General features: G+C 64.1%; 24 protein-coding genes and 2 tRNA genes. 10 read left to right on the forward strand and 16 right to left on the reverse strand.

Annotation, left to right across the window (positions count from 1 at the left end):
- The first annotated feature begins 40 nt into the window (after positions 1-40).
- A complete protein-coding gene (locus tag ACZYW1_RS22345) occupies positions 41-796 on the forward strand; it encodes an MmpS family transport accessory protein (protein ID WP_463788631.1) in 756 nt (251 codons plus the stop codon).
- Here ACZYW1_RS22345 and ACZYW1_RS22350 read toward each other — a convergent pair.
- Positions 793-2,109 (reverse strand): MFS transporter, encoded by a 1,317-nt coding sequence (locus ACZYW1_RS22350; RefSeq protein ID WP_463788632.1) that lies wholly within the window; start codon positions 2,107-2,109, stop codon positions 793-795. The two genes, ACZYW1_RS22345 and ACZYW1_RS22350, sit on opposite strands and share 4 nt — an antisense overlap.
- Before the next feature lie 24 nt (positions 2,110-2,133).
- Between ACZYW1_RS22350 and cmrA the strand changes: the two genes are divergently transcribed.
- Positions 2,134-2,937, forward strand: a complete 804-nt coding sequence (cmrA, locus tag ACZYW1_RS22355) for a mycolate reductase (protein WP_463788633.1) — start codon at positions 2,134-2,136, stop codon at positions 2,935-2,937.
- Position 2,938: 1 nt separating this feature from the next.
- Here cmrA and ACZYW1_RS22360 read toward each other — a convergent pair whose 3' ends face one another.
- Positions 2,939-4,486 (reverse strand): helicase HerA-like domain-containing protein, encoded by a 1,548-nt coding sequence (locus tag ACZYW1_RS22360; protein WP_463788634.1) that lies wholly within the window; start codon positions 4,484-4,486, stop codon positions 2,939-2,941.
- 119 nt (positions 4,487-4,605) lie between these two features.
- Between ACZYW1_RS22360 and orn the strand changes: the two genes are divergently transcribed.
- Together orn and ACZYW1_RS22370 are read left to right on the forward strand one after the other, a co-directional pair.
- Positions 4,606-5,253: an oligoribonuclease gene (orn, locus tag ACZYW1_RS22365; RefSeq protein ID WP_463788635.1), complete on the forward strand. Its 648-nt coding sequence runs from the start codon at positions 4,606-4,608 to the stop codon at positions 5,251-5,253.
- A 34-nt stretch (positions 5,254-5,287) separates the two neighbouring features.
- Positions 5,288-5,360: transfer RNA gene (locus tag ACZYW1_RS22370), tRNA-His, on the forward strand.
- 47 nt (positions 5,361-5,407) lie between these two features.
- Here ACZYW1_RS22370 and ACZYW1_RS22375 read toward each other — a convergent pair.
- Both ACZYW1_RS22375 and ACZYW1_RS22380 read right to left on the reverse strand, forming a co-directional pair.
- On the reverse strand, positions 5,408-5,584 hold the full coding sequence (locus ACZYW1_RS22375) for a hypothetical protein (protein WP_463788636.1): 177 nt from the start codon (positions 5,582-5,584) through the stop codon (positions 5,408-5,410).
- 130 nt (positions 5,585-5,714) lie between these two features.
- Positions 5,715-6,929, reverse strand: a complete 1,215-nt coding sequence (locus ACZYW1_RS22380; RefSeq protein WP_463788637.1) for a L,D-transpeptidase — start codon at positions 6,927-6,929, stop codon at positions 5,715-5,717.
- Positions 6,930-7,090: 161 nt separating this feature from the next.
- Here ACZYW1_RS22380 and ACZYW1_RS22385 point away from each other — a divergent pair.
- Positions 7,091-7,166, forward strand: a tRNA-Lys gene (locus ACZYW1_RS22385).
- Here ACZYW1_RS22385 and ACZYW1_RS22390 read toward each other — a convergent pair.
- Positions 7,167-7,757 (reverse strand): TetR/AcrR family transcriptional regulator, encoded by a 591-nt coding sequence (locus ACZYW1_RS22390; protein WP_463788638.1) that lies wholly within the window; start codon positions 7,755-7,757, stop codon positions 7,167-7,169.
- A gap of 47 nt (positions 7,758-7,804) precedes the next feature.
- Between ACZYW1_RS22390 and ACZYW1_RS22395 the strand changes: the two genes are divergently transcribed.
- On the forward strand, positions 7,805-8,692 hold the full coding sequence (locus tag ACZYW1_RS22395; RefSeq protein WP_463788639.1) for a lysophospholipid acyltransferase family protein: 888 nt from the start codon (positions 7,805-7,807) through the stop codon (positions 8,690-8,692).
- A gap of 4 nt (positions 8,693-8,696) precedes the next feature.
- Here the strand turns inward: ACZYW1_RS22395 and ACZYW1_RS22400 are convergent, their stop codons facing one another.
- The gene (locus tag ACZYW1_RS22400) at positions 8,697-8,924 is read right to left on the reverse strand and encodes a DUF3618 domain-containing protein (RefSeq protein WP_463788640.1); all 228 of its coding nucleotides are present in this window, start codon (positions 8,922-8,924) and stop codon (positions 8,697-8,699) included.
- 118 nt (positions 8,925-9,042) lie between these two features.
- On the opposite strand from ACZYW1_RS22400, the gene bcp reads away from it, so the two are divergent.
- The 3 genes from bcp to ACZYW1_RS22415 are packed head-to-tail and all read left to right on the forward strand — an operon-like array spanning position 9,043 to position 10,392.
- Positions 9,043-9,522, forward strand: coding sequence for a thioredoxin-dependent thiol peroxidase (bcp, locus tag ACZYW1_RS22405; RefSeq protein WP_463788641.1), 480 nt, complete (start codon positions 9,043-9,045; stop codon positions 9,520-9,522).
- 5 nt (positions 9,523-9,527) lie between these two features.
- Positions 9,528-10,046 carry a hypothetical protein gene (locus tag ACZYW1_RS22410; protein ID WP_463788642.1) on the forward strand — a complete coding sequence of 173 codons (519 nt, stop codon included), beginning with the start codon at positions 9,528-9,530 and terminating at the stop codon, positions 10,044-10,046.
- 28 nt (positions 10,047-10,074) lie between these two features.
- On the forward strand, positions 10,075-10,392 hold the full coding sequence (locus ACZYW1_RS22415) for a hypothetical protein (protein ID WP_463788643.1): 318 nt from the start codon (positions 10,075-10,077) through the stop codon (positions 10,390-10,392).
- On the opposite strand, the gene ACZYW1_RS22420 is transcribed toward ACZYW1_RS22415, so the two are convergent.
- The 3 genes from ACZYW1_RS22420 to ACZYW1_RS22430 form a co-directional block, all read right to left on the reverse strand.
- A complete protein-coding gene (locus tag ACZYW1_RS22420) occupies positions 10,389-10,676 on the reverse strand; it encodes a DUF732 domain-containing protein (protein WP_463788644.1) in 288 nt (95 codons plus the stop codon). The genes ACZYW1_RS22415 and ACZYW1_RS22420 overlap by 4 nt on opposite strands.
- A gap of 120 nt (positions 10,677-10,796) precedes the next feature.
- Positions 10,797-11,174: a hypothetical protein gene (locus tag ACZYW1_RS22425; protein WP_463788645.1), complete on the reverse strand. Its 378-nt coding sequence runs from the start codon at positions 11,172-11,174 to the stop codon at positions 10,797-10,799.
- Positions 11,167-11,535: a hypothetical protein gene (locus ACZYW1_RS22430; protein ID WP_463788646.1), complete on the reverse strand. Its 369-nt coding sequence runs from the start codon at positions 11,533-11,535 to the stop codon at positions 11,167-11,169. The genes ACZYW1_RS22425 and ACZYW1_RS22430 overlap by 8 nt, the downstream gene beginning before the upstream one ends.
- Before the next feature lie 592 nt (positions 11,536-12,127).
- Between ACZYW1_RS22430 and ACZYW1_RS22435 the strand changes: the two genes are divergently transcribed.
- A complete protein-coding gene (locus ACZYW1_RS22435) occupies positions 12,128-12,499 on the forward strand; it encodes a hypothetical protein (protein WP_463788647.1) in 372 nt (123 codons plus the stop codon).
- Positions 12,500-12,633: 134 nt separating this feature from the next.
- Here the strand turns inward: ACZYW1_RS22435 and ACZYW1_RS22440 are convergent, their stop codons facing one another.
- The 7 genes from ACZYW1_RS22440 to ACZYW1_RS22470 form a co-directional block, all read right to left on the reverse strand.
- On the reverse strand, positions 12,634-12,996 hold the full coding sequence (locus tag ACZYW1_RS22440; protein ID WP_463788648.1) for a DUF732 domain-containing protein: 363 nt from the start codon (positions 12,994-12,996) through the stop codon (positions 12,634-12,636).
- A gap of 124 nt (positions 12,997-13,120) precedes the next feature.
- Positions 13,121-13,960, reverse strand: a complete 840-nt coding sequence (locus ACZYW1_RS22445; RefSeq protein ID WP_463788649.1) for a phage major capsid protein — start codon at positions 13,958-13,960, stop codon at positions 13,121-13,123.
- A gap of 187 nt (positions 13,961-14,147) precedes the next feature.
- Positions 14,148-14,612 (reverse strand): hypothetical protein, encoded by a 465-nt coding sequence (locus tag ACZYW1_RS22450; protein WP_463788650.1) that lies wholly within the window; start codon positions 14,610-14,612, stop codon positions 14,148-14,150.
- Positions 14,613-15,050: 438 nt separating this feature from the next.
- Positions 15,051-15,320, reverse strand: a complete 270-nt coding sequence (locus ACZYW1_RS22455) for a hypothetical protein (protein ID WP_463788651.1) — start codon at positions 15,318-15,320, stop codon at positions 15,051-15,053.
- Complete coding sequence (locus tag ACZYW1_RS22460) at positions 15,320-15,493, reverse strand: hypothetical protein (RefSeq protein WP_463788652.1); 174 nt, start codon at positions 15,491-15,493, stop codon at positions 15,320-15,322. The genes ACZYW1_RS22455 and ACZYW1_RS22460 overlap by 1 nt, the downstream gene beginning before the upstream one ends.
- An 80-nt stretch (positions 15,494-15,573) precedes the next feature.
- Entirely contained in the window at positions 15,574-16,392 is an 819-nt protein-coding gene (locus ACZYW1_RS22465) for a helix-turn-helix domain-containing protein (protein WP_463788653.1), read from the reverse strand.
- On the reverse strand, positions 16,392-16,595 hold the full coding sequence (locus ACZYW1_RS22470; protein ID WP_463788654.1) for a hypothetical protein: 204 nt from the start codon (positions 16,593-16,595) through the stop codon (positions 16,392-16,394). Before ACZYW1_RS22470 ends, ACZYW1_RS22465 begins: the two co-directional genes overlap by 1 nt.
- Between the last annotated feature and the right edge of the window lie 565 nt (positions 16,596-17,160).

Raw genomic sequence — 17,160 nt, forward strand, 5'->3', positions numbered from 1 at the left:
GAAGGTTGCGCTGCAGGTACCCTGCAGAAATGAGGTGGGCATGAGCGATCGACGTCACCCTGAACACGCCCGTTCGACCGATGAGCGGAACGAGCAAACCCGGCGGCTGCACCAGGCCTACCAGCCCTCCGTCGACCCTGCCTATGGCGGCCAGCCCGCTTACCCGCCGCCGTATTGCGGTGGCTCGGCCCAGGATCCGAATGCGGCAAACCCCACCGACCGGCTGCCGCAGTACTGGACGCAGGGTCAGTCGCCGACCGGCCAGCCGCCCCACGACCCCGACCCCGAAAAGCCGAAAGCTCCTCGTTGGCTGTGGATTGCGGCCGTCGCGGCCGTACTCTTGGTGACGGCCTTGGTCGTCGCCCTGGTGATTGCGAACGGCACCGCCAGCAAGCAGACGGCCGTGCCCGCGCTTCCGTCGTCGCCGAGTTCACCTCGGCCGATTCCCGTGGTGCCGCGGTCGCCGTCGCAAACCGCCCGCGCGCCCGAGCCGGCGACCACCGAGCCCGGCCAGCCCGCCGATCCGGGCTCGATGCAGACCGTGGTCTACAACGTCAGCGGCAACGGCCGGGCCATCAGCATCACCTACGTGGACACCGAGGGCATGATGCAGACCGAATTCAACGTCGGGCTGCCGTGGACCAAAGAAGTCAGCTTGCCCGAGTCGGGCAGCAAGACGCCCAACGTCACGATCGTGAACATCGGGCACGACGTGACATGTTCGGTGTCCATCGACGGCGTCGAGATCAATCAGCGCAGCGGTGTCGGCCTGACGAGCTGCACCGGCAACGGCTAGGCCAGGCGGCGCGGGGCACGCACCATCAGCAGGCCCACCAGGCCGACGGCCACCACCAAGAGCAGTCCGCCCATGCCGGCCCGCTCGGCGTGGAATTGGTCGACGAAAACCGAATACAGCAGTGGCGCCACGAAAGTCACGGCCCGCCCGGTCATGGTGAACAGACCGAACGCCACCCCTTCTTTGCCCTCGCTGGCTAGCCGCAGCAGCAGCGTCCGCGCGGACGCCTGCGCCGGACCGATGAACACGCACAGCAGCAATCCGGTGACCCAGAATGCTTGCGGCCCCGAGAGCAGCATCATGGCCAGCCCGGCCGCCAGGATGCTGCCCAACGATCCGACGATCACCGGTTTGGAGCCGAACTTGTCGTCCAGGTATCCGCCGACGACGGCTCCGATCGCCGCCACGATGCAGAACGCGACGCCGAACATCGGTACCTCGGCGGGTGAGATCCCGTACGCCTTGACCCCCAGCACGCCGCCGAACTGCGTGACACCGGCCAGCCCGTCCCGGAAGACGGCGGCGGCCAACAGGTAGTAGACGAGGTTGCGATCGCGATGCCACTCCCCGACCAGATCGCGCCAGAGTTTGCGGTAGCCCCCGAACGGCCCGTACGACGGCGCGGGGGCGTCGGTTCGCGCGGGCAGCCGATAGGCGGTCAGCAGCAACGGCAGCGCGAACACCGCCAGCCATCCCGCGGCCACCAGCATCGCGATCCTGATGTTCATGCCGTCGGCCGCCGGCAGCTGCAGCAATCCTCGGGTGGGACCGTCGCCGGAGATGCAACCGAACAAGACGACCAGCAACAGGCCGACGCTGCCGACGAATGCCGCCGTCAACCCCAGCCCGGATATCCGGCCGGAGTTCTGCGGTGTCGAGAGCTGACGCAGCATCGCGTTGTACGGGACGCTGGCCAGGTCGCCGCAGGCCGCACCGATACCCAGTAGCGCCAGCCCCAGCCACAGGTAGCCCGGGCTCTCGCGGACCAGACTCATCGCGCTGATCAAGACGACCACCAGCCCGGTGAGGACGGTCAGGGCGAGACGTCTCCGTCGCGGGTCGTCCACCCACACCCCGATCATCGGCGCCAGGAGAGCGACGATCACCCCGGAGATCGCCAGCGCGCGACCGAGCCAACTCGCCGGCGTAGCGCCCAACGGCGCTCCCTTGCCGACCGCGGTGGTCAGGTACACCGAGAACACGAACGTGACGACGACCGCGGTCACTCCGGCCGAGCCGGTGTCCCACAGTGCCCATGCCAGGACCTGAGACCGCTTGGCTCCGCGCGAAACGTCACTGCTGATTTCCGACATCGCTGGTCTGTCTACCATTAATCCATGCCGGTACCCGCCCCCAGTCCCGACGCTCGCGCAGTTGTCACCGGAGCTTCACAGAACATCGGCGAAGCACTCGCCGTCGAACTGGCCGCGCGCGGCCACAGCCTGATCATCACGGCACGGCGCGAGGATCTACTCAACGCGCTGGCCAGCCGCCTGACCGAGCAGTACGGAGTCGCGGTGGAAGTGCGGGCGGCCGACCTCGCCGACGCAGGCGACCGCGCGAAACTGGTCGACGAGCTTGCGACGCGCAACATCTCGATTTTGTGTGCCAACGCCGGCACGGCGACGTTCGGTTCGGTGGCGACGCTGGATCCCGAGGTGGAACGCGCGCAGGTTCAATTGAATGCGGTCGCGGTGCACGACCTGGTGCTCGCGGTACTGCGCGGCATGATCGAACGCAAAGCCGGCGGCATCCTGATTTCCGGCTCGGCGGCCGGCAATTCGCCGATCCCCTACAACGCGACCTACGCGGCGACCAAGGCATTTGCGAACACCTTCAGCGAATCGCTGCGCGGTGAGCTGCGCAAAACCGGTGTGCACGTTACGGTTTTGGCTCCCGGGCCGGTACGCACCGAACTTCCCGACGCGTCGGAGGCATCGATCGTCGAGAAGCTGGTGCCGGACTTCTTGTGGATCTCCACCGAGTACACCGCCAAGAAGTCGCTGGATGCGTTGGCGCGCAACAAGATGCGCGTGGTCCCCGGCGTGACGTCCAAGGCCATGTCGGCGGCCAGCCAGTACGCGCCGCGCGCGATCGTCGCGCCGATCGTCGGTAGCTTCTACAAGAAGATGGGCAGCTGATCTAGCGGCGGCGTCGTTTGGTATTACCTCCGCTGCCGCTGAACAGGTTGCGGATCAGTTCGGTGCCAAGCGCTTTGAGGAAGGTCTGGAAGCCGCGGCTGTTCACGAATCTGCTGAACCAGCCGGGTTTCTTCGCAGGCTCGGGCGCGTTCTTCGATCCGGTTTGCGCCGGCTGGTCGGCTGGGGCCTTCGCCTTTTCGGCTTCGATCTTCTCGTAGGCGGATGTCGAATCGACGGTCTTGCCGTATTTCTGTTGCAGCGAACTGGATTTCGCGGCCGAGCTGATCGCGTCGTTGCCGATGGCGGCCATCAACGAACGGGGTGAACGCAGCCGGGTCCAGGCGACCGGGGTAGGCGCGCCCCGCTCTGACAACACCGTCACGACGGCCTCGCCGATGCCCAGCGACGTGAGCGCAGAGGCGAGGTCATAGACATCGGTCTTCGGGTAGGTGCGGACGGTCTTGGTCAATGCCTTCTGGTCGTCGGGCGTGAATGCCCGCAGCGCGTGCTGGATACGCGCGCCGAGTTGCGACAACACGCTATTGGGAATGTCGGTGGGCAACTGGGTGCAGAAGAACACCCCGACGCCGCGGGAGCGGATCAGCTTCACGGTCTGTTCCACCTGGTCCAGGAACGCTTTCGATGCGTCGGCGAACAGCAGGTGCGCCTCGTCGAAGAAGAACACCAGCTTGGGTTTGTCGATATCGCCGACCTCGGGAAGCGAGGTGAACAGCGTCGACAGGATCCACATCAAGAACGTGGAGAACAGCACCGGGCGGGACGCCTGGTCGCCCAGTTCCAGCAGCCAAATCGTGGCCGGCGTTTTGTTGTCGCCGTTGAGCAACGTGTTGGGATCGAGTTCTGGCTCGCCGAAGAAGGTGTCGCCGCCTTCGCCTTCCAGATTGACGAGGGCACGCAAGATGACTCCGGCCGTCTGCGCCGAAACCCCGCCCAGGCCCTTCAGATCGGCCTTACCCTCGTCGCTGGTGAGGTGGCTGATCACCGCACGAAGGTCAGCCAAATTGAACAGTTCATAGTGCTTCGACTCGGCCCAGTGGAAAATCAGACCGAGCGTCGACTCTTGAGTACTGTTCAGGCCCAACACTTTTGACAGCAGGATCGGCCCGAAGCTGGCAATCGTGGCCCGCACTGGAACACCGATGCCCTTGGTGCCCAGCGACAGGAATTCCACCGGAAAGCCACTCGGAGACCAGTCGTCGCCGGACTCCTTGGCCCGAGCGGTGATTTTGTCGCTGCTCTCGCCCGGCTTCGACAGCCCGGACAGGTCACCCTTGACGTCGGCCATCAGCACCGGCACACCCGCAGCGGAAAGCTGCTCGGCGATCACTTGCAGCGTCTTGGTCTTGCCGGTACCGGTCGCGCCGGCGACCAAACCGTGCCGGTTGATGGTGGCCAGCGGAATGCGGATTTGCGCGGTCGGATCAGCTTTGTCGTCGACGACCACCGCGCCCAATTCCAGTGCCTGACCCTGAACGGCGTAGCCCTTGGCGATCTGCTGCGCTGGGGTCTCGGTCGATTCACTACTCACTGGGCCCGCTGCCTCTCCCCTAGAAGTCGTGGTCGGTGACAAGGCTCGACCTTACTGGCTGTCGCCTTCAGCCGGGGTGGCTGCAGCCCCGCCAGCTAACTTTGCCTACTGTGAACTCCGTGCGAGACGAACTGGTGTGGATCGACTGCGAGATGACCGGGCTGGACCTGGGCTCGGACAAGTTGATCGAGATCGCAGTCTTGGTGACCGACAGCGACCTCAACATCCTCGGCGACGGCATCGACGTGGTGATTCACGCCGACGACGAAGCCCTGTCGTCGATGATCGACGTGGTGACCGAGATGCACACCAAGTCCGGCCTGATCGAAGAGGTGCGGACCTCCACCGTCGACATCGCGACCGCCGAAGCAGCGGTCCTGGATTACATCCGCCAACACGTCAAGCAGGCGAAGACGGCGCCGCTGGCAGGCAACTCGATCGCCACCGACCGTGGCTTCATCGCCCGCGACATGCCGACACTGGATGCGTTTCTGCACTACCGCATGATCGATGTGAGCTCGATCAAAGAGCTGAGCCGGCGGTGGTACCCACGGATCTACTACGGCCAGCCCGCGAAGGGTTTGGCACACCGCGCACTGGCCGACATCCACGAGTCGATTCGCGAGCTGAAGTACTACCGGGGCACCGCGTTCGTCCCACCACCTGGGCCCTCGACCAGCGAGATCGCCGCGGTGGCCGACGGGCTCGGGGTGGCTCCGGCCACGCCGGAGGAAACTGATTCGGCTACCGGGGACACGAACGGTTAGTATCGACGTCGCCGCTGATCGTCGGGCGGCAATGGTGGCTGTAGTTCAGTTGGTAGAGCGTCAGGTTGTGATCCTGAATGTCGCGGGTTCGAGTCCCGTCAGTCACCCCGAATAGACGCCATCAGTAGGGCGTCTCGAATGGCCGAGTCGCCGTCTAGCGTTGGCTGCGCAAGGCGGCGCGGCGCATCTCGAGTTCGAATCCGCCGGCTTCGGCCGCGTAGCCGATTGCACCGGCCGCCGCACCGACTACGTGCCACAACACCATGCCGCCGAAAGCGGCGAGGCGGCTTCGTTCTTCGGATGCCCCGCGGTGACGGGAAGTTTCACGCATACCACCAAGGCTAAGTGCATTCACGCCCGCAGGGTCGAACGACTGATCAGATCGGCGCGTCAGGCATCCATCGGATTAACTGAGCGCGAATGAGGTTGCCGGGTAACCAATGTGGCGTTGCGAATCCGTGTCACGCCTTGGCGTTGCCGGCGTGCCACTGGTCCCACGGGATGTTCCAGTCACCGAGACCCTCGGTGCCCGACAGCGGCGGGCCGACGGTGTTGAGCACCTCGACGATGTCGCCCCGCTTGGTGTGCTCGAAGAACCACTGCGCGTTGCTCGGACTCACGTTCAGGCAGCCGTGACTGGTGTTGGAGTGACCTTGGGCGCCGACCGACCACGGAGCCGAGTGCACGAAGATGCCGCTGTAGGACATCTGGGTGGCGAAATCGACCTCGGTGCGATATCCGTTGGGCGAGTTGGCCGGAACACCGTAGGTCGACGAGTCCATGATCATGTGCGCGAACCGCACGCCGAGGATGTAGGTCCCGCTGGCGGTCGGGGTGCTGTCTTTGCCCATCGATGTCGGCATGGTCTTGACGACCTCGCCGTTGACCCGAACCGTGACCATCTTGGTGGTGTCGTCGGCGGTCGCGATGACCTCGTCGCCGATGGTGAAGTGGGTCCGGGCGTTGTCCTGCCCGAACAACCCGTCACCGAGATCGACCCCGTAGGTGTTCACCGCGACGTCGACGTTTGTTCCCGGCTTCCAGAAATGCTCTGGGCGCCAGCGCACTTCGCGGTTGTTCAGCCAGTAGAACGCGCCTTCGACGGGCGGGTCCGCGGTGACGCGGATCGCCTTCTCAGCGGCTTGGCGGTCCGCGATGTTCTCATCGAACTGAACGGCGACAGTCTGTCCGACGCCCACCACCTCGCCATCGCTTGGCCTGGGGTACGCCATCGTCAGGTTGTGTGGCGAATGGGTCTGGAAGGACAGCTGCCGGGTCGCGACGCCGCCCAGCCCCCGCGCCTTGGCGGTCAGCGTGTACATCCGGTTGTAGCCGAGCCGTTCGCTGGTGGCCCAATGCACGCCGTCGGGGCTGAGTTGCCCATCGACCGTCCCGCCGTTCTCGTTCACCATCTCCACCGAAGCCAGCACACCGTTGTCGGCGCTCACCGTCACCGGGGTGTCGACTGCGACACCCACGGCGCCGTCGGTGACCGACGTGGTGAGCTTGGGAACGAGCAGGTCACCGAAGGGGGTGGCTTTGTCCATGATGGCCTTGGGCGCCGGCGCGCTGCCGTTGCCGCTGCACGCGGCCGCGCCGAAAACGGCGAGCAGCACCGTCAGCACTGCCAACGACCGGCGGCATGCATGCTGAAGTCCGGTAAAGCGACCTGCCACCTGCGCTGTTCCCCCTTGCGACCATAAGAGCTGTGTTTCTGCGGGATATTCTAGGGTGTAGACGCTTGTCGACAGTGACCCGCAACCAATCCCGGACCCGACGATTTCGCCGGTCGACGGAATGGCTGTTATTGTCTCAGACGCGGTCCGGTAGGACGCACGCGCCGTTAGCTCAGTTGGTAGAGCAGCTGACTCTTAATCAGCGGGTCCGGGGTTCGAAACCCTGACGGCGCACCATCACCCACCCGGTCTCGAATGCGGCGCCGGAGCAATGATCCGTCGCGCCGCTTCCACCGCGGCCGCCCGGCGGGCCGCGACAATCGCCGGATCGGCTGCCGAAGCATCAGGATGCGGCGACTGAGCCCAGGCCAAACCGATCCCGAACAGCAGCACCAGTAGATCCATCGGGTTCCACGACGCGTCCACATCACCGGCGGCCTGCGCGGCTTCGATGACGGCGATGTCGCGCAGGGCTACGGATTCGGTTCCCTGGACCGGCGGCGGCTCGAGCGTCAAACCTTCGAGGTTCGCCCACGTCATCATGCGGAGATGCTCGGGCCGCCGGGACGCCAAGTCGTAGATGTCACCGACGAATTCGGGCACTGCGTCGCCGCGCAGCGTCACCGCAGCGAAGAACTCCGCCATGTCGGTGGCGACCACTCCCCGGAACAGCGCCTCCTTGTCGGTGAAGTGCGCGTACAGCCGTTCCTTACTGGCGGAGGCCGCCTTCGCGATCCGGTCGATCCTGGCGCCGGCCAGCCCGTACTGGGCGAACTCGGAGCGCGCCGCGATCAGGATCGAATCCCGCAACTCTGTGGTGGTTCGCACATCAGGATTGTAACCATACGAACTAGTTCGTTTGGTACGGTGGTCGCATGACTTCCCACTCCTCGGACATCGTTGTGGATCAGCCCGCCGATTCCTCCACACCGGAACTCGCCTCGCGACGCGTACAGGCGTTGCGCTACGCGCTGGACGGGCTCCAGACCCACATCGCCCCGCTCATCGACCTGTACCGCCCGCACGTCAGCGGGCCAGAGCATCTACCTGACGACGGCCGGTTTCTGTTGGTGGGCAACCACACTCAGTTCATCGGCGGCGAAGTCCTGTTGATCCCGCACTTCGTGCGGCGGGCGATCGGCGCGCGCGTCCGGACGCTGGCCGACCGGAGAATAGGGGGGCGGCCGGGCCTCAGCCGTGACGTGATGATCGCTTACGGCGGCGTCGTGGGAGAACGCGACGCGGCGCGCGAACTCATGCGCAACAACGAGACCATCCTGGTTTTCCCGGGCGGGGGCCGTGAGATCGCGAAATTCAAAGGCGAGGAATACCAGCTGAATTGGACGGGCCGATCCGGATTCGCCCGGATCGCGGCAGAACACGACTATCCGATCATTCCGGTCGGCCTGGTCGGCGGTGACGACGTGTACAAGAGCATGGTCACCCGCGACGGCGTGATCGGTCGGCTCTGTCAGGCCGTCAGCGCCAAGATGACCGGGCATCCCGAGCTGGCGATGCCGTTGATGCGCGGTGTCGGCCCCACCCTGCTCCCCCGCCCGCAGCGGATGTATCTGCGGTTCGGCCCGCCTATCGCCACGACGAAGCCGCGCGATACGTCGGCCGACGACTGGACGACATCGTTGAAGGAACAGACTCAGGCGGCGCTGGAGGCAATATTGGCCGACCTGTTGGCCGTTCGTGCCGATGACCCGTTCCGCGAATTGAATCCACTGGCGTGGACCAGCGCGGCTCGGGCCGCGTAACCGACTACTTGTTCCGGATCCGGTTCACCGCCAGAGCGGCGGCCAACGCCGCGACCCCGGCCAGCGAGATCAGCACCGCGGGCTTCGTGACGAAGCCGATGACGCGGGCCTTGGCGTCGTCGGCGAGTCGGCGGGGGTTGGCCCGCACAGCCAGCGAGTCGACGGTCGACGCGAGCTGGTCGCGGGCCTTGTCGATCTCCTGCTTGATGGCTTCGGGGTCCCGCTCCGCCACGCTCGTCCTCCCTGTCGTCGGCGACCCAGACCAGGCGCGGTCTAGGTTGGTGCCTGCCGGACCTACCCTAGATCAGCCGGCGCCCGTCCCACCTGCCGGTGAACAGAAAGGTAGCTCCGTGACCGACTCCACCCGCCTCGCACCGGGCGACAAAGCGCCCGCCTTCTCCCTTCCCGACGCCGACGGCAACAAGGTCTCGCTGGCCGACTACAAGGGCCGTCGCGTGATCGTCTACTTTTATCCCGCGGCGTCCACCCCCGGATGCACCAAGCAGGCCTGCGACTTCCGCGACAGCCTGAGCGAACTCAGCGGGGCCGGCATCGCCGTGGTGGGTATCTCCCCCGACAAGCCCGAGAAGCTGGCCAAGTTCCGCGATGCCGAGCACCTGACCTTCCCGTTGCTGTCCGATCCGGAGCGCACGACGTTGACGGCCTATGGCGCTTTCGGCGAGAAGAAGATGTATGGCAAGACGGTCCAGGGCGTCATTCGTTCGACGTTCGTCGTCGACGAGAAGGGCAAGATCGCCGAGGCGCAGTACAACGTCAAGGCTGCACATACGTCAACAAAGATCCAAAAGATCTTGGCCAGCAGCGAGTAGTCATCGTGTCGTTCTGGGACGCGGCTATAGAAGCCGTTAGCGAAGCCTACGAAGCGGTCTTGCACTTCTTTAGGGATAACGACGACGGAGATTCCGAGCGTGTAAAGGCAACGCCAGGCAGTGATTTCGGTACCCCTGACACAACGGAACGTGTTGAGCAGGTCCGTATTCGATTTGACGGACACAGCCCGCTTCCCACTATCGGCGTGCTGAAGACGATGGGGTACCACGTCGGCAAGGGTGGACGACTGCCCCATGACAGGCGCGAGATCCTCTGGCGGACTTTCAGGGTTTATCTGACCGGCACGGGGGGCGACCGGTCAGACGTAGACGACTACCTCAGCGACTGGGGACCACGTTGCAGCTCAGCCAGGTTGGACAAAATGATCGGCGTTCTGGGCGGGTTGATCGCAAACGCGAAGCGCAAGACGCGAAATGACATGTCGGAAGCCATCAGCGACTGGGAGGACGATCAACAGTGGCTGAAAAGCATGCGGCGCGACTGGTTGACTCACACTCACTGACACCGGGCCACCTGGCATAGTCGAACGGGTGTTCGATGACTGGGAGTCAGACCCGACGTATCCGACCCTGTTCCCGGTAGACCGCGAGGTCGTGGTCTCGACGGCGGAGGCCCTGCCCAGCTCGGGCCGAAGGCTAGCGGGCCAACCTCCGGTCTGGGTACGGGCGTTCGGTCTCCAGATCGAACCCCGGATGACGGGTCGTCAGGTGGCGTGGATCAGGCGATCTAACGGCGGCTGGCTAGCCGTGGTGATGGTGCCGGCCTCCAGCGGCAACGGACGGTCTCGGTTGACCATGCCGCTCTGGCTCGACCCCCAGCACGTCGAGCCGAAGACCGGCCCTGACTAGCTGTGGGGCGGGTGAACGTCCGGACATAGTTGGTCGTGAGCTGCTATCTGAATGTCGGATACGTGCGGCACGAGAGACCAGTGGATGTTTGGAGTGATCCCGTCACGCCAGTCCCGACACATCCTCTTTCCGGTATCGAGGATGAAGGCGTCATCGGTACCAAAGCCGCTCACCCCATGACTGTGGATGTAGTCGATGTAGCCCTGATCGTCAGCGTGAACCGGACCCGCCAGCGACAGCGAAGCGCCTAGTAGGCCGAACGTTATCGCCATCGCTTTCAGCATTCCCGCCCTCTCCTGTAGCCCAGCGGGTCAACTTTCCACGCAGACGAACGGCGTTAATCTGGCTACTGCCAGGTTCATGCCGTTCTCATAACTAGCGCAGCCATCTCGGCCGAACAGTCACTACGGGTCCACGACGATCGGCGAGAGGCGCGCCGGAGGCCGAGGTCGCTTCACCCGTCGCACCGGCTCGTCGGGAACCTCCGGCGAGACCAGCGGTAGAGGGCGGTAGTCCCACGTCCTGGTATCAGCCGGTAAAGCCAACCTCTGGCGGTACCAAGCGGACGCGGTGAGGCCCCCCGCCGCCATCACCTGCGGTGCCTGGTATCCCAGTCCCGGAGCCTGGGTATTGAGCCATTCCGCGATCTGTCGAGCGCGGACCGCGAAGCCGTCAGAGTCGGTGATCGGCGGGAAGCCTTGGAGGTCTGCCGGCAGTGTGGCTGCCAACGCCTCCGGTGACTGGAGGTCTCGCCGCTGATTGCGGCGGCGAGGGCTACCCACGAGACCACCTAGCCGCTGCGCCCATCCTGCCCAAGTCTGATCGGGTCAGGATCTCGTCATCGCCTGGAAGGCTGACGGCCTTCAGCAGCGAGGCGAGCAGCGCCCGGTACTGGCGTAATTCCGCTACCTCGGGTGCCTGGACGGGTTGTCCCTGACTGCCACGGACCCGGAGGTCGTCGGCGGTGTCAACGACGGCTTGCAGCCGTGCCGCTACATCAGCGACCCGGCAGGCCGACTCCAAGATGATGAGCTTCTCCGGAGCGTCATCGAACGTGTAGACGGCGTGAATCTCACGCCAGATCGCCCTTCCAGCGGCTTTGAGGCCCGCTGGAGCCCTCGGGATCGCGGTTGTTTCCGGCATGGTTCCCCCTGTCGTTGGTGGTGGATAGGCGCAGCTAGGAGAGCTGCAGAAGTCGTTGCTGGTTTGGCAGCCGGCCTGGAAAACACAGGTCATGCGGCGGCACGGACGACGGCTGGCGTATTACCAACCGGTCGCCGGGCGGGGCGCAGGGGTGCTCCGGGTGGGGGTCTGTCAGGGGGCGCGGGCACCGTCGACCGCGCCGGCACGCTCTTGCGTGCCCCTACCTGCGTGCCTGCCCTGCACCTAGTAAGTGCAGGCCCCGCGCGAGGAAGGGTGCTCTGCCTAGCAGGCGGCGGTACCCGCCCACCCGGACCCTGCGTGCCCTGTCCCCTGCTGTGCCAGTGCCGGCTACAACCCGAGCAGCGGAGCAGGCGAGAGCCTGCCCCTCCAAGGGCAGCAGAGTTGCCCGACGCCCAACACTGCGGCCATGCCGCTGTGCGGCAATCAGAGGGTGCTGGCTGTCCGCCAAGCGGACTAAATCAGCTAGGTAGCAGCCGAATTGCGTAAGAATGGCTGTATGCCTATTTCACCGAATCAGTGGCTGGACAACTTCCACATCTGGTGGAGGGAGGGTGAGGTTGGCCCACAGTGGGTGCCTGACAACGCCCCGGTGAAGGTCTTGGAGAGCGGCGTCCTGATGTTTCGGGAGCCAGACGGTGACGGCGAGATGTACCACTTCTACGCCCCGCACACCTGGCAACGAATGAGAGCGAATGACGCCAATCAGTCCGCTTCTCTGCCAAGCGAACCCGAGACATCGACGCACGAGAGTGTGTGGTGCGAGAGGTTCAGAGTGTGGTGGGTCGAGCCTCACTACAAAGGTTTTACCGAAGACGAGTACCGCATGAAGGTCACGGAGAGCGGCATGCTGATTTTCCAGCACAAGGAAGGCGGCGGATTTATCGCGAAGCCGCCGCATACCTGGAGCCAGGTCAAGACAGGCGACGTTGACCCGTCTCGCTGACCGTAGGAGACCTTCCGGATCTGGGAGGTTAATGAAGTGCGTGATAGGGCAGTAGTGCGAATCCCGCTACAACCAGAATCCACCTGTGGACGTTGGGGATGCGGTTGATCGTCCGTGACGGGTAGCCCGCCGACTTACCGCCGGCCGTAGTCATCGACTTTTTGGAGCTGATCGGGACAGAAATACCCCGCCGCCCCCGCCAACAGTGCGCCCCCCGTCCGCGGTGTTCCCCCATTGGCGATGTGATCGCGGATTAGCGCTCCTACCGGGACTCCACTACGGAGGGCGGCACACTTATTGACACCATCACGTACCAGCGCGTCTCGCTGCTCTGGCGTGTTGTAGCCAAGTCCGAAACTGTCGAGCAACCCGAGGAAATCGTCGACTTGATCAGCGTGTGCCGGAGATGCGAAGGCACTCGGTAGTGCCGCAGCAACGATTACCGCGAGACTTGCAGCAGCTGATCTCACCCAATGCTTGTCCCGGGCCGGGTTCATACCCAGCACGATAAAGGTTTTCAGCCAGACCCCCGGCCCTTTTACGCGGGCCGAGGATCTGCTGTTCTCTATTCAGCTACCATCACCGGTACCTCCGTAGCCCGATGATTAAGAGCCATCGCCTTTACGAGGTGTGATAGATCCGGATCACCGAGGCCGGCGACAGGTTGACCCAGCCATAGCGGGCAACGCCCGAGATGAACCACGAATCATTCTGCGGGACATAGGTCTTGGTGACCGTGGTGCCCTTACGCAAAACCAAACGGCTCTGGGTGGCATCGACTGCCCAGGCCAGGGTGGTGGCGTCAACCTGACTGGAGATCAGGATCGGCACCCCCGCGACGAGAATGGTCCCGTCCTCCTGGAATTGCAGGAGCGACTGGTTAGAACCCGTTGCGGTCTTCAGCTTCGACAGAGCCTCCGCAGTAGCAGGCTTGACCACAAAGTGGCTCACTTTCGCAGGGACGGTGGCGTTCTGTGCGGCGAATACCGCGGCGATGAACGGGTCCAGGTTCGCCAGGGTCGTACCCTGATCCACCTGGGTCGAGGCCAGCGACAGCAAGCCTGACGGCCCGTTCGTGGTCGTGTTACCCAGCACGGCCCCGTCAAGCGACCAGATGATCTGATCGGCAATAGAGTTACCGATCTGGGCCGCGATGTCCGGGTCCATGTCATCGAGCATTTCCGAGCTGGCCTGAGTCGCGCCGGCGATCTTGAACGCCGTCGCGGTCACATTCCCTGTGTCGATGTTCGACAACGGCAGGTCTGCAAGCTCCGCGACGAACCCGGTCGTGACCGGAGTGGTTAGGAGCGGGAAATCCACGGCGGGACGCTCGGTGCTGAACGGGGTCGACATGGTGGCCGCGATGGACTTCGCCTTAACGGTCTGGTCAACCAAATCGCCTAGGTCGTGGCCAAGAAATGCGGCGTCCTGATCGGCCCGCTTGTTTGGTGAGTAGGTCATTGTGACCCTTTCGGTTGTGCGCCAAAGGATTAGCCCTCGGAGCGAGTGGATTTAGGGACCGCTGGTCACAGACCAGAGGCAGGTGGGCGACAAGCCCTCTATCCACGACCCCGTTGCCCGCCGTCGCAGACGGCAGGCGGGGTCAAGATTGTGTGTAAGCCCTTGCGGGGCTTTGAATTAGCTCTAGTTAGACCTTCGACAGGTCGGCCCAGGAGACAGCTGGTTTAACGCGACCGCCACCCGATCCTTGGCTCGGATCGGTCGCACTTACCACAGGACGGAGAGCCAGCCCCGGCCGCTGCTCGATCAGCGCGGCCACAGCATCAGCTACGGCGGCGCTATCCACGTCGCCGGCCTCGGTCAGGAGATCAGCGAGGGTGACCTGACCAACGTCGAACAGATCACCAGGGGCAGCAAGATCACCAGCGAGGCGGGCTACTTCGGCCCGCTGGAAAGCCTCGACACGGGCGTTGGCTGCGGCGAGGGCTTCGCGTGCCTCGTTCCGCTGTACGCGGTACTTCGCTGCTTCGGCCCCCGGACTCTTGCCGCGACCGTCCCCGGGGGGAGTTTCGGTCTGGGTGGTATCCACGTCGGCGGTCTGGTCGGTCGTCGGGGTTGCAATGGTCTCGGTCTCGACTACGGGTGCGGTCATGCTGACTCCTGGAGGGTGTTTGGAAGGGTGGACGGGACGTGCTCAAAGGCACTCCGCAGGGGCTGTGGTGGGGCAAGAGCTACCTCCACAGCATCGGCAGGTACGGACACCTTCGGGACACGCTGAGGGTGGTGTTTCCGCCAAGCCTGACTAGGCGTCGGGAACGGGAACAGCGCCACTATCGGAGCGCATACCTCGCACGGCGGGTGAATCGAATCCCACGTATCACCGAAGTTCTGGTGAGCCCATGCCGCCTGAGCGGCACAACGATCACAAAGACCTAGGGAGACGTAGACGTTCTTGGTGGTCTCCCAGCGGATTGCTTGTCGCAGGGTCTCGGGCTTCGCGTCTAGGTTGCGTTTCATCGGGGACTCCTGGTGGTTCGGTAGTGGTGGGCGAGGGTGAGCAGCGAACCGAGTACGGCGGCGGTAGCCGGGATCACGGGTAGCGGCGATCGAATAAACAGCGACGCAAAACGTCGACGGAGGTGTCCGCAGCGAGCCCGAGCCTGCGAGCTACGCCGGCAGTACGCTCGGCGTCCTCCCACCAGGGAACCGAGCCCGCCTCGCGGGACTTCGCGGTGACGAACTCGGACGCCTCCAGGTATGCCTCGTAGGCGGCATCCCGTCGCTCCTGCGGCACTTCCTTGGATCCGATGAACGGGCTGTCGTGGCCGACGAAGGCGTTGGCCTGATATGGCCTAGCCACTACTCATCCCGCCCATCAGGACGGACCCACGCAGTGATGGTGCTGCCGGCCAGCATGTGGCCGTCACCCTCGGTGAGCTGGACTGTGGTGTTGTCAGTGATCTGGTAGGTGACCTCCGGGCCACCGCCTTCGGTAGCGGCGCGGATGATGGCAGCTTCTAGTGGATTGGTCATGGTTCTCCTTCGGTGGGTGGGCATAAAAAACCCGCCTGTGGTGCAGGCGGGCAGTCGGGGGTGGTGCTGGTGGTGGTGGCCTACTCGGACCAGACACACTCCAGCGGCTTATTCAGATCCGGGACGTATCCCCACGGGTCGGCAAGTTCGACGCGACCATCGGTCGTCTTCTCCCTAGCCGCCGCGTCGATCGCAGCCCACTTGGCATCCTGGGAGCGGATGAACTCCTGCATCGCGGGTGAGGTGTACATAGGCGTCTCCTTTTCGATCGGGTTGTCAGGGGCCGCGACTAGCGCGGCCATTGTCGGCGAAGCCGACTCTCTTTCCTGGACTTCGCCTGGCGGCTCCGTCCAGGGCTCATCACTTCGTGCTTCGCTTCGTTGCCGATCCAGATCGACCTGACCGACCGCCGAAAAGTGGTCGGGAAGGTCTGGATCGTCCTCGACCTTGTTGGTCGAGTCCTGATCTGTTGACCCGATGCCGAAGGTGTCGGGTAGTTCCCTAACCAACATCTCCGGATCTGTTGGATCCGGATCTGTTGTACTTCTATTGTTGCTGGTCAGATCATCCGACATGTCGGATGATGACCCGCCAGATGTCGGATGATCCATGTCGGGTAATCGAAGCTCGTACACATCGGCTTCGTGGGTGCGGCGGTTGCCTTTGGCTGTTAGGTGAATTAGACCTTTGTCACGGAGTTGTCGGAGTACCCGGGTGATCTGATCGGGGACGACGCTGGCCACTTCCGCAAGCCGCTCACGACCGGGATGTGCGTTCTTGCCCTCGGCGTTGGATCGGTCGAAAATCTCATCCAACACAGCTCGTTGCGTACCGGACAGGTCCTTCATGTACAGACGGGCATCTTGTAGCCAAGTCAGTTTGGAGAACTCGGCGGTCATCACGCACCCTGCGGGATGATGCCGGCCCGAAGGTCGGCCACGTCTAGGCAAAGTGATGCCACCTCGGCCTGGGCGGCAGCCAGATCCCTACGGGCTTGGTTGCGGGCGACGCGGTAGCCGCCCGATTCCGCCCTTAGCTTGGCAATCTCACGCTGTGCGCTGATCGGCCAAGTGTCCTGGTCGTCGTACTTTGCTCTGTGCACGGTGTTACCTCTTTCGTCGGCTGCCATCTAGGCAGCACTTTTAGGCCCCCAGCTCGAATGCTGGCGACCGGACCCGACGGTTGCCGGGTACATCTTGTGGTGTTGTTGGGGTGGTGGTGACGACTCCGGAGGGCAATCCGGAGCCGCCACCGTTCCCCACCCTGGGAAATGCCACCGGCTACCAGACCGCTGGACTTCGCAGGTCGTCGCCAAAGGAGAAAAACGACGACCGCGCTCAGCCGATCCCGAATCGGATCGGCGAGATTGTGTTGCTGGCTACGCTACGAAGCCAGCGCGGCCTCGATCTTCCGCAGGCGGTGCCTGCTGGCGATCAGGTCGGCGCGGTAACGTGCCGATGCCTCGTTACGGCATCCTCGGCACGACCCGTTGTAGCGGCCGGCGCTGCGGTGATCTGGCTTTTTGCATGGTGGATACATCGTTTGACTCATTCCTCACCGGACGACCGGGGCGGTATTGCAGCGGCACGCTGCGTTCTCTGGGTTCGTGGCCGCATCCGCGGCCCTCATTACGTGGCGATGGCTTGAAGCCGATGAAAAAGGCCCCG

It is taken from the genome of Mycobacterium sp. IDUB_36, from assembly GCF_055419225.1.

What these genes read in the sequence shown, in the direction of transcription:
- ACZYW1_RS22345 (WP_463788631.1), top strand. Translation starts at nt 41, where the DNA reads ATGAGCGATCGACGTCACCCTGAACACGCCCGTTCGACCGATGAGCGG.
- ACZYW1_RS22350 (WP_463788632.1), bottom strand. Translation starts at nt 2,109, where the DNA reads ATGTCGGAAATCAGCAGTGACGTTTCGCGCGGAGCCAAGCGGTCTCAG.
- cmrA (WP_463788633.1), top strand. Translation starts at nt 2,134, where the DNA reads ATGCCGGTACCCGCCCCCAGTCCCGACGCTCGCGCAGTTGTCACCGGA.
- ACZYW1_RS22375 (WP_463788636.1), bottom strand. Translation starts at nt 5,584, where the DNA reads ATGCGTGAAACTTCCCGTCACCGCGGGGCATCCGAAGAACGAAGCCGC.
- ACZYW1_RS22395 (WP_463788639.1), top strand. Translation starts at nt 7,805, where the DNA reads ATGACTTCCCACTCCTCGGACATCGTTGTGGATCAGCCCGCCGATTCC.
- ACZYW1_RS22420 (WP_463788644.1), bottom strand. Translation starts at nt 10,676, where the DNA reads ATGCTGAAAGCGATGGCGATAACGTTCGGCCTACTAGGCGCTTCGCTG.
- ACZYW1_RS22430 (WP_463788646.1), bottom strand. Translation starts at nt 11,535, where the DNA reads ATGCCGGAAACAACCGCGATCCCGAGGGCTCCAGCGGGCCTCAAAGCC.
- ACZYW1_RS22440 (WP_463788648.1), bottom strand. Translation starts at nt 12,996, where the DNA reads ATGAACCCGGCCCGGGACAAGCATTGGGTGAGATCAGCTGCTGCAAGT.
- ACZYW1_RS22445 (WP_463788649.1), bottom strand. Translation starts at nt 13,960, where the DNA reads ATGACCTACTCACCAAACAAGCGGGCCGATCAGGACGCCGCATTTCTT.
- ACZYW1_RS22450 (WP_463788650.1), bottom strand. Translation starts at nt 14,612, where the DNA reads ATGACCGCACCCGTAGTCGAGACCGAGACCATTGCAACCCCGACGACC.
- ACZYW1_RS22460 (WP_463788652.1), bottom strand. Translation starts at nt 15,493, where the DNA reads ATGACCAATCCACTAGAAGCTGCCATCATCCGCGCCGCTACCGAAGGC.
- ACZYW1_RS22465 (WP_463788653.1), bottom strand. Translation starts at nt 16,392, where the DNA reads ATGACCGCCGAGTTCTCCAAACTGACTTGGCTACAAGATGCCCGTCTG.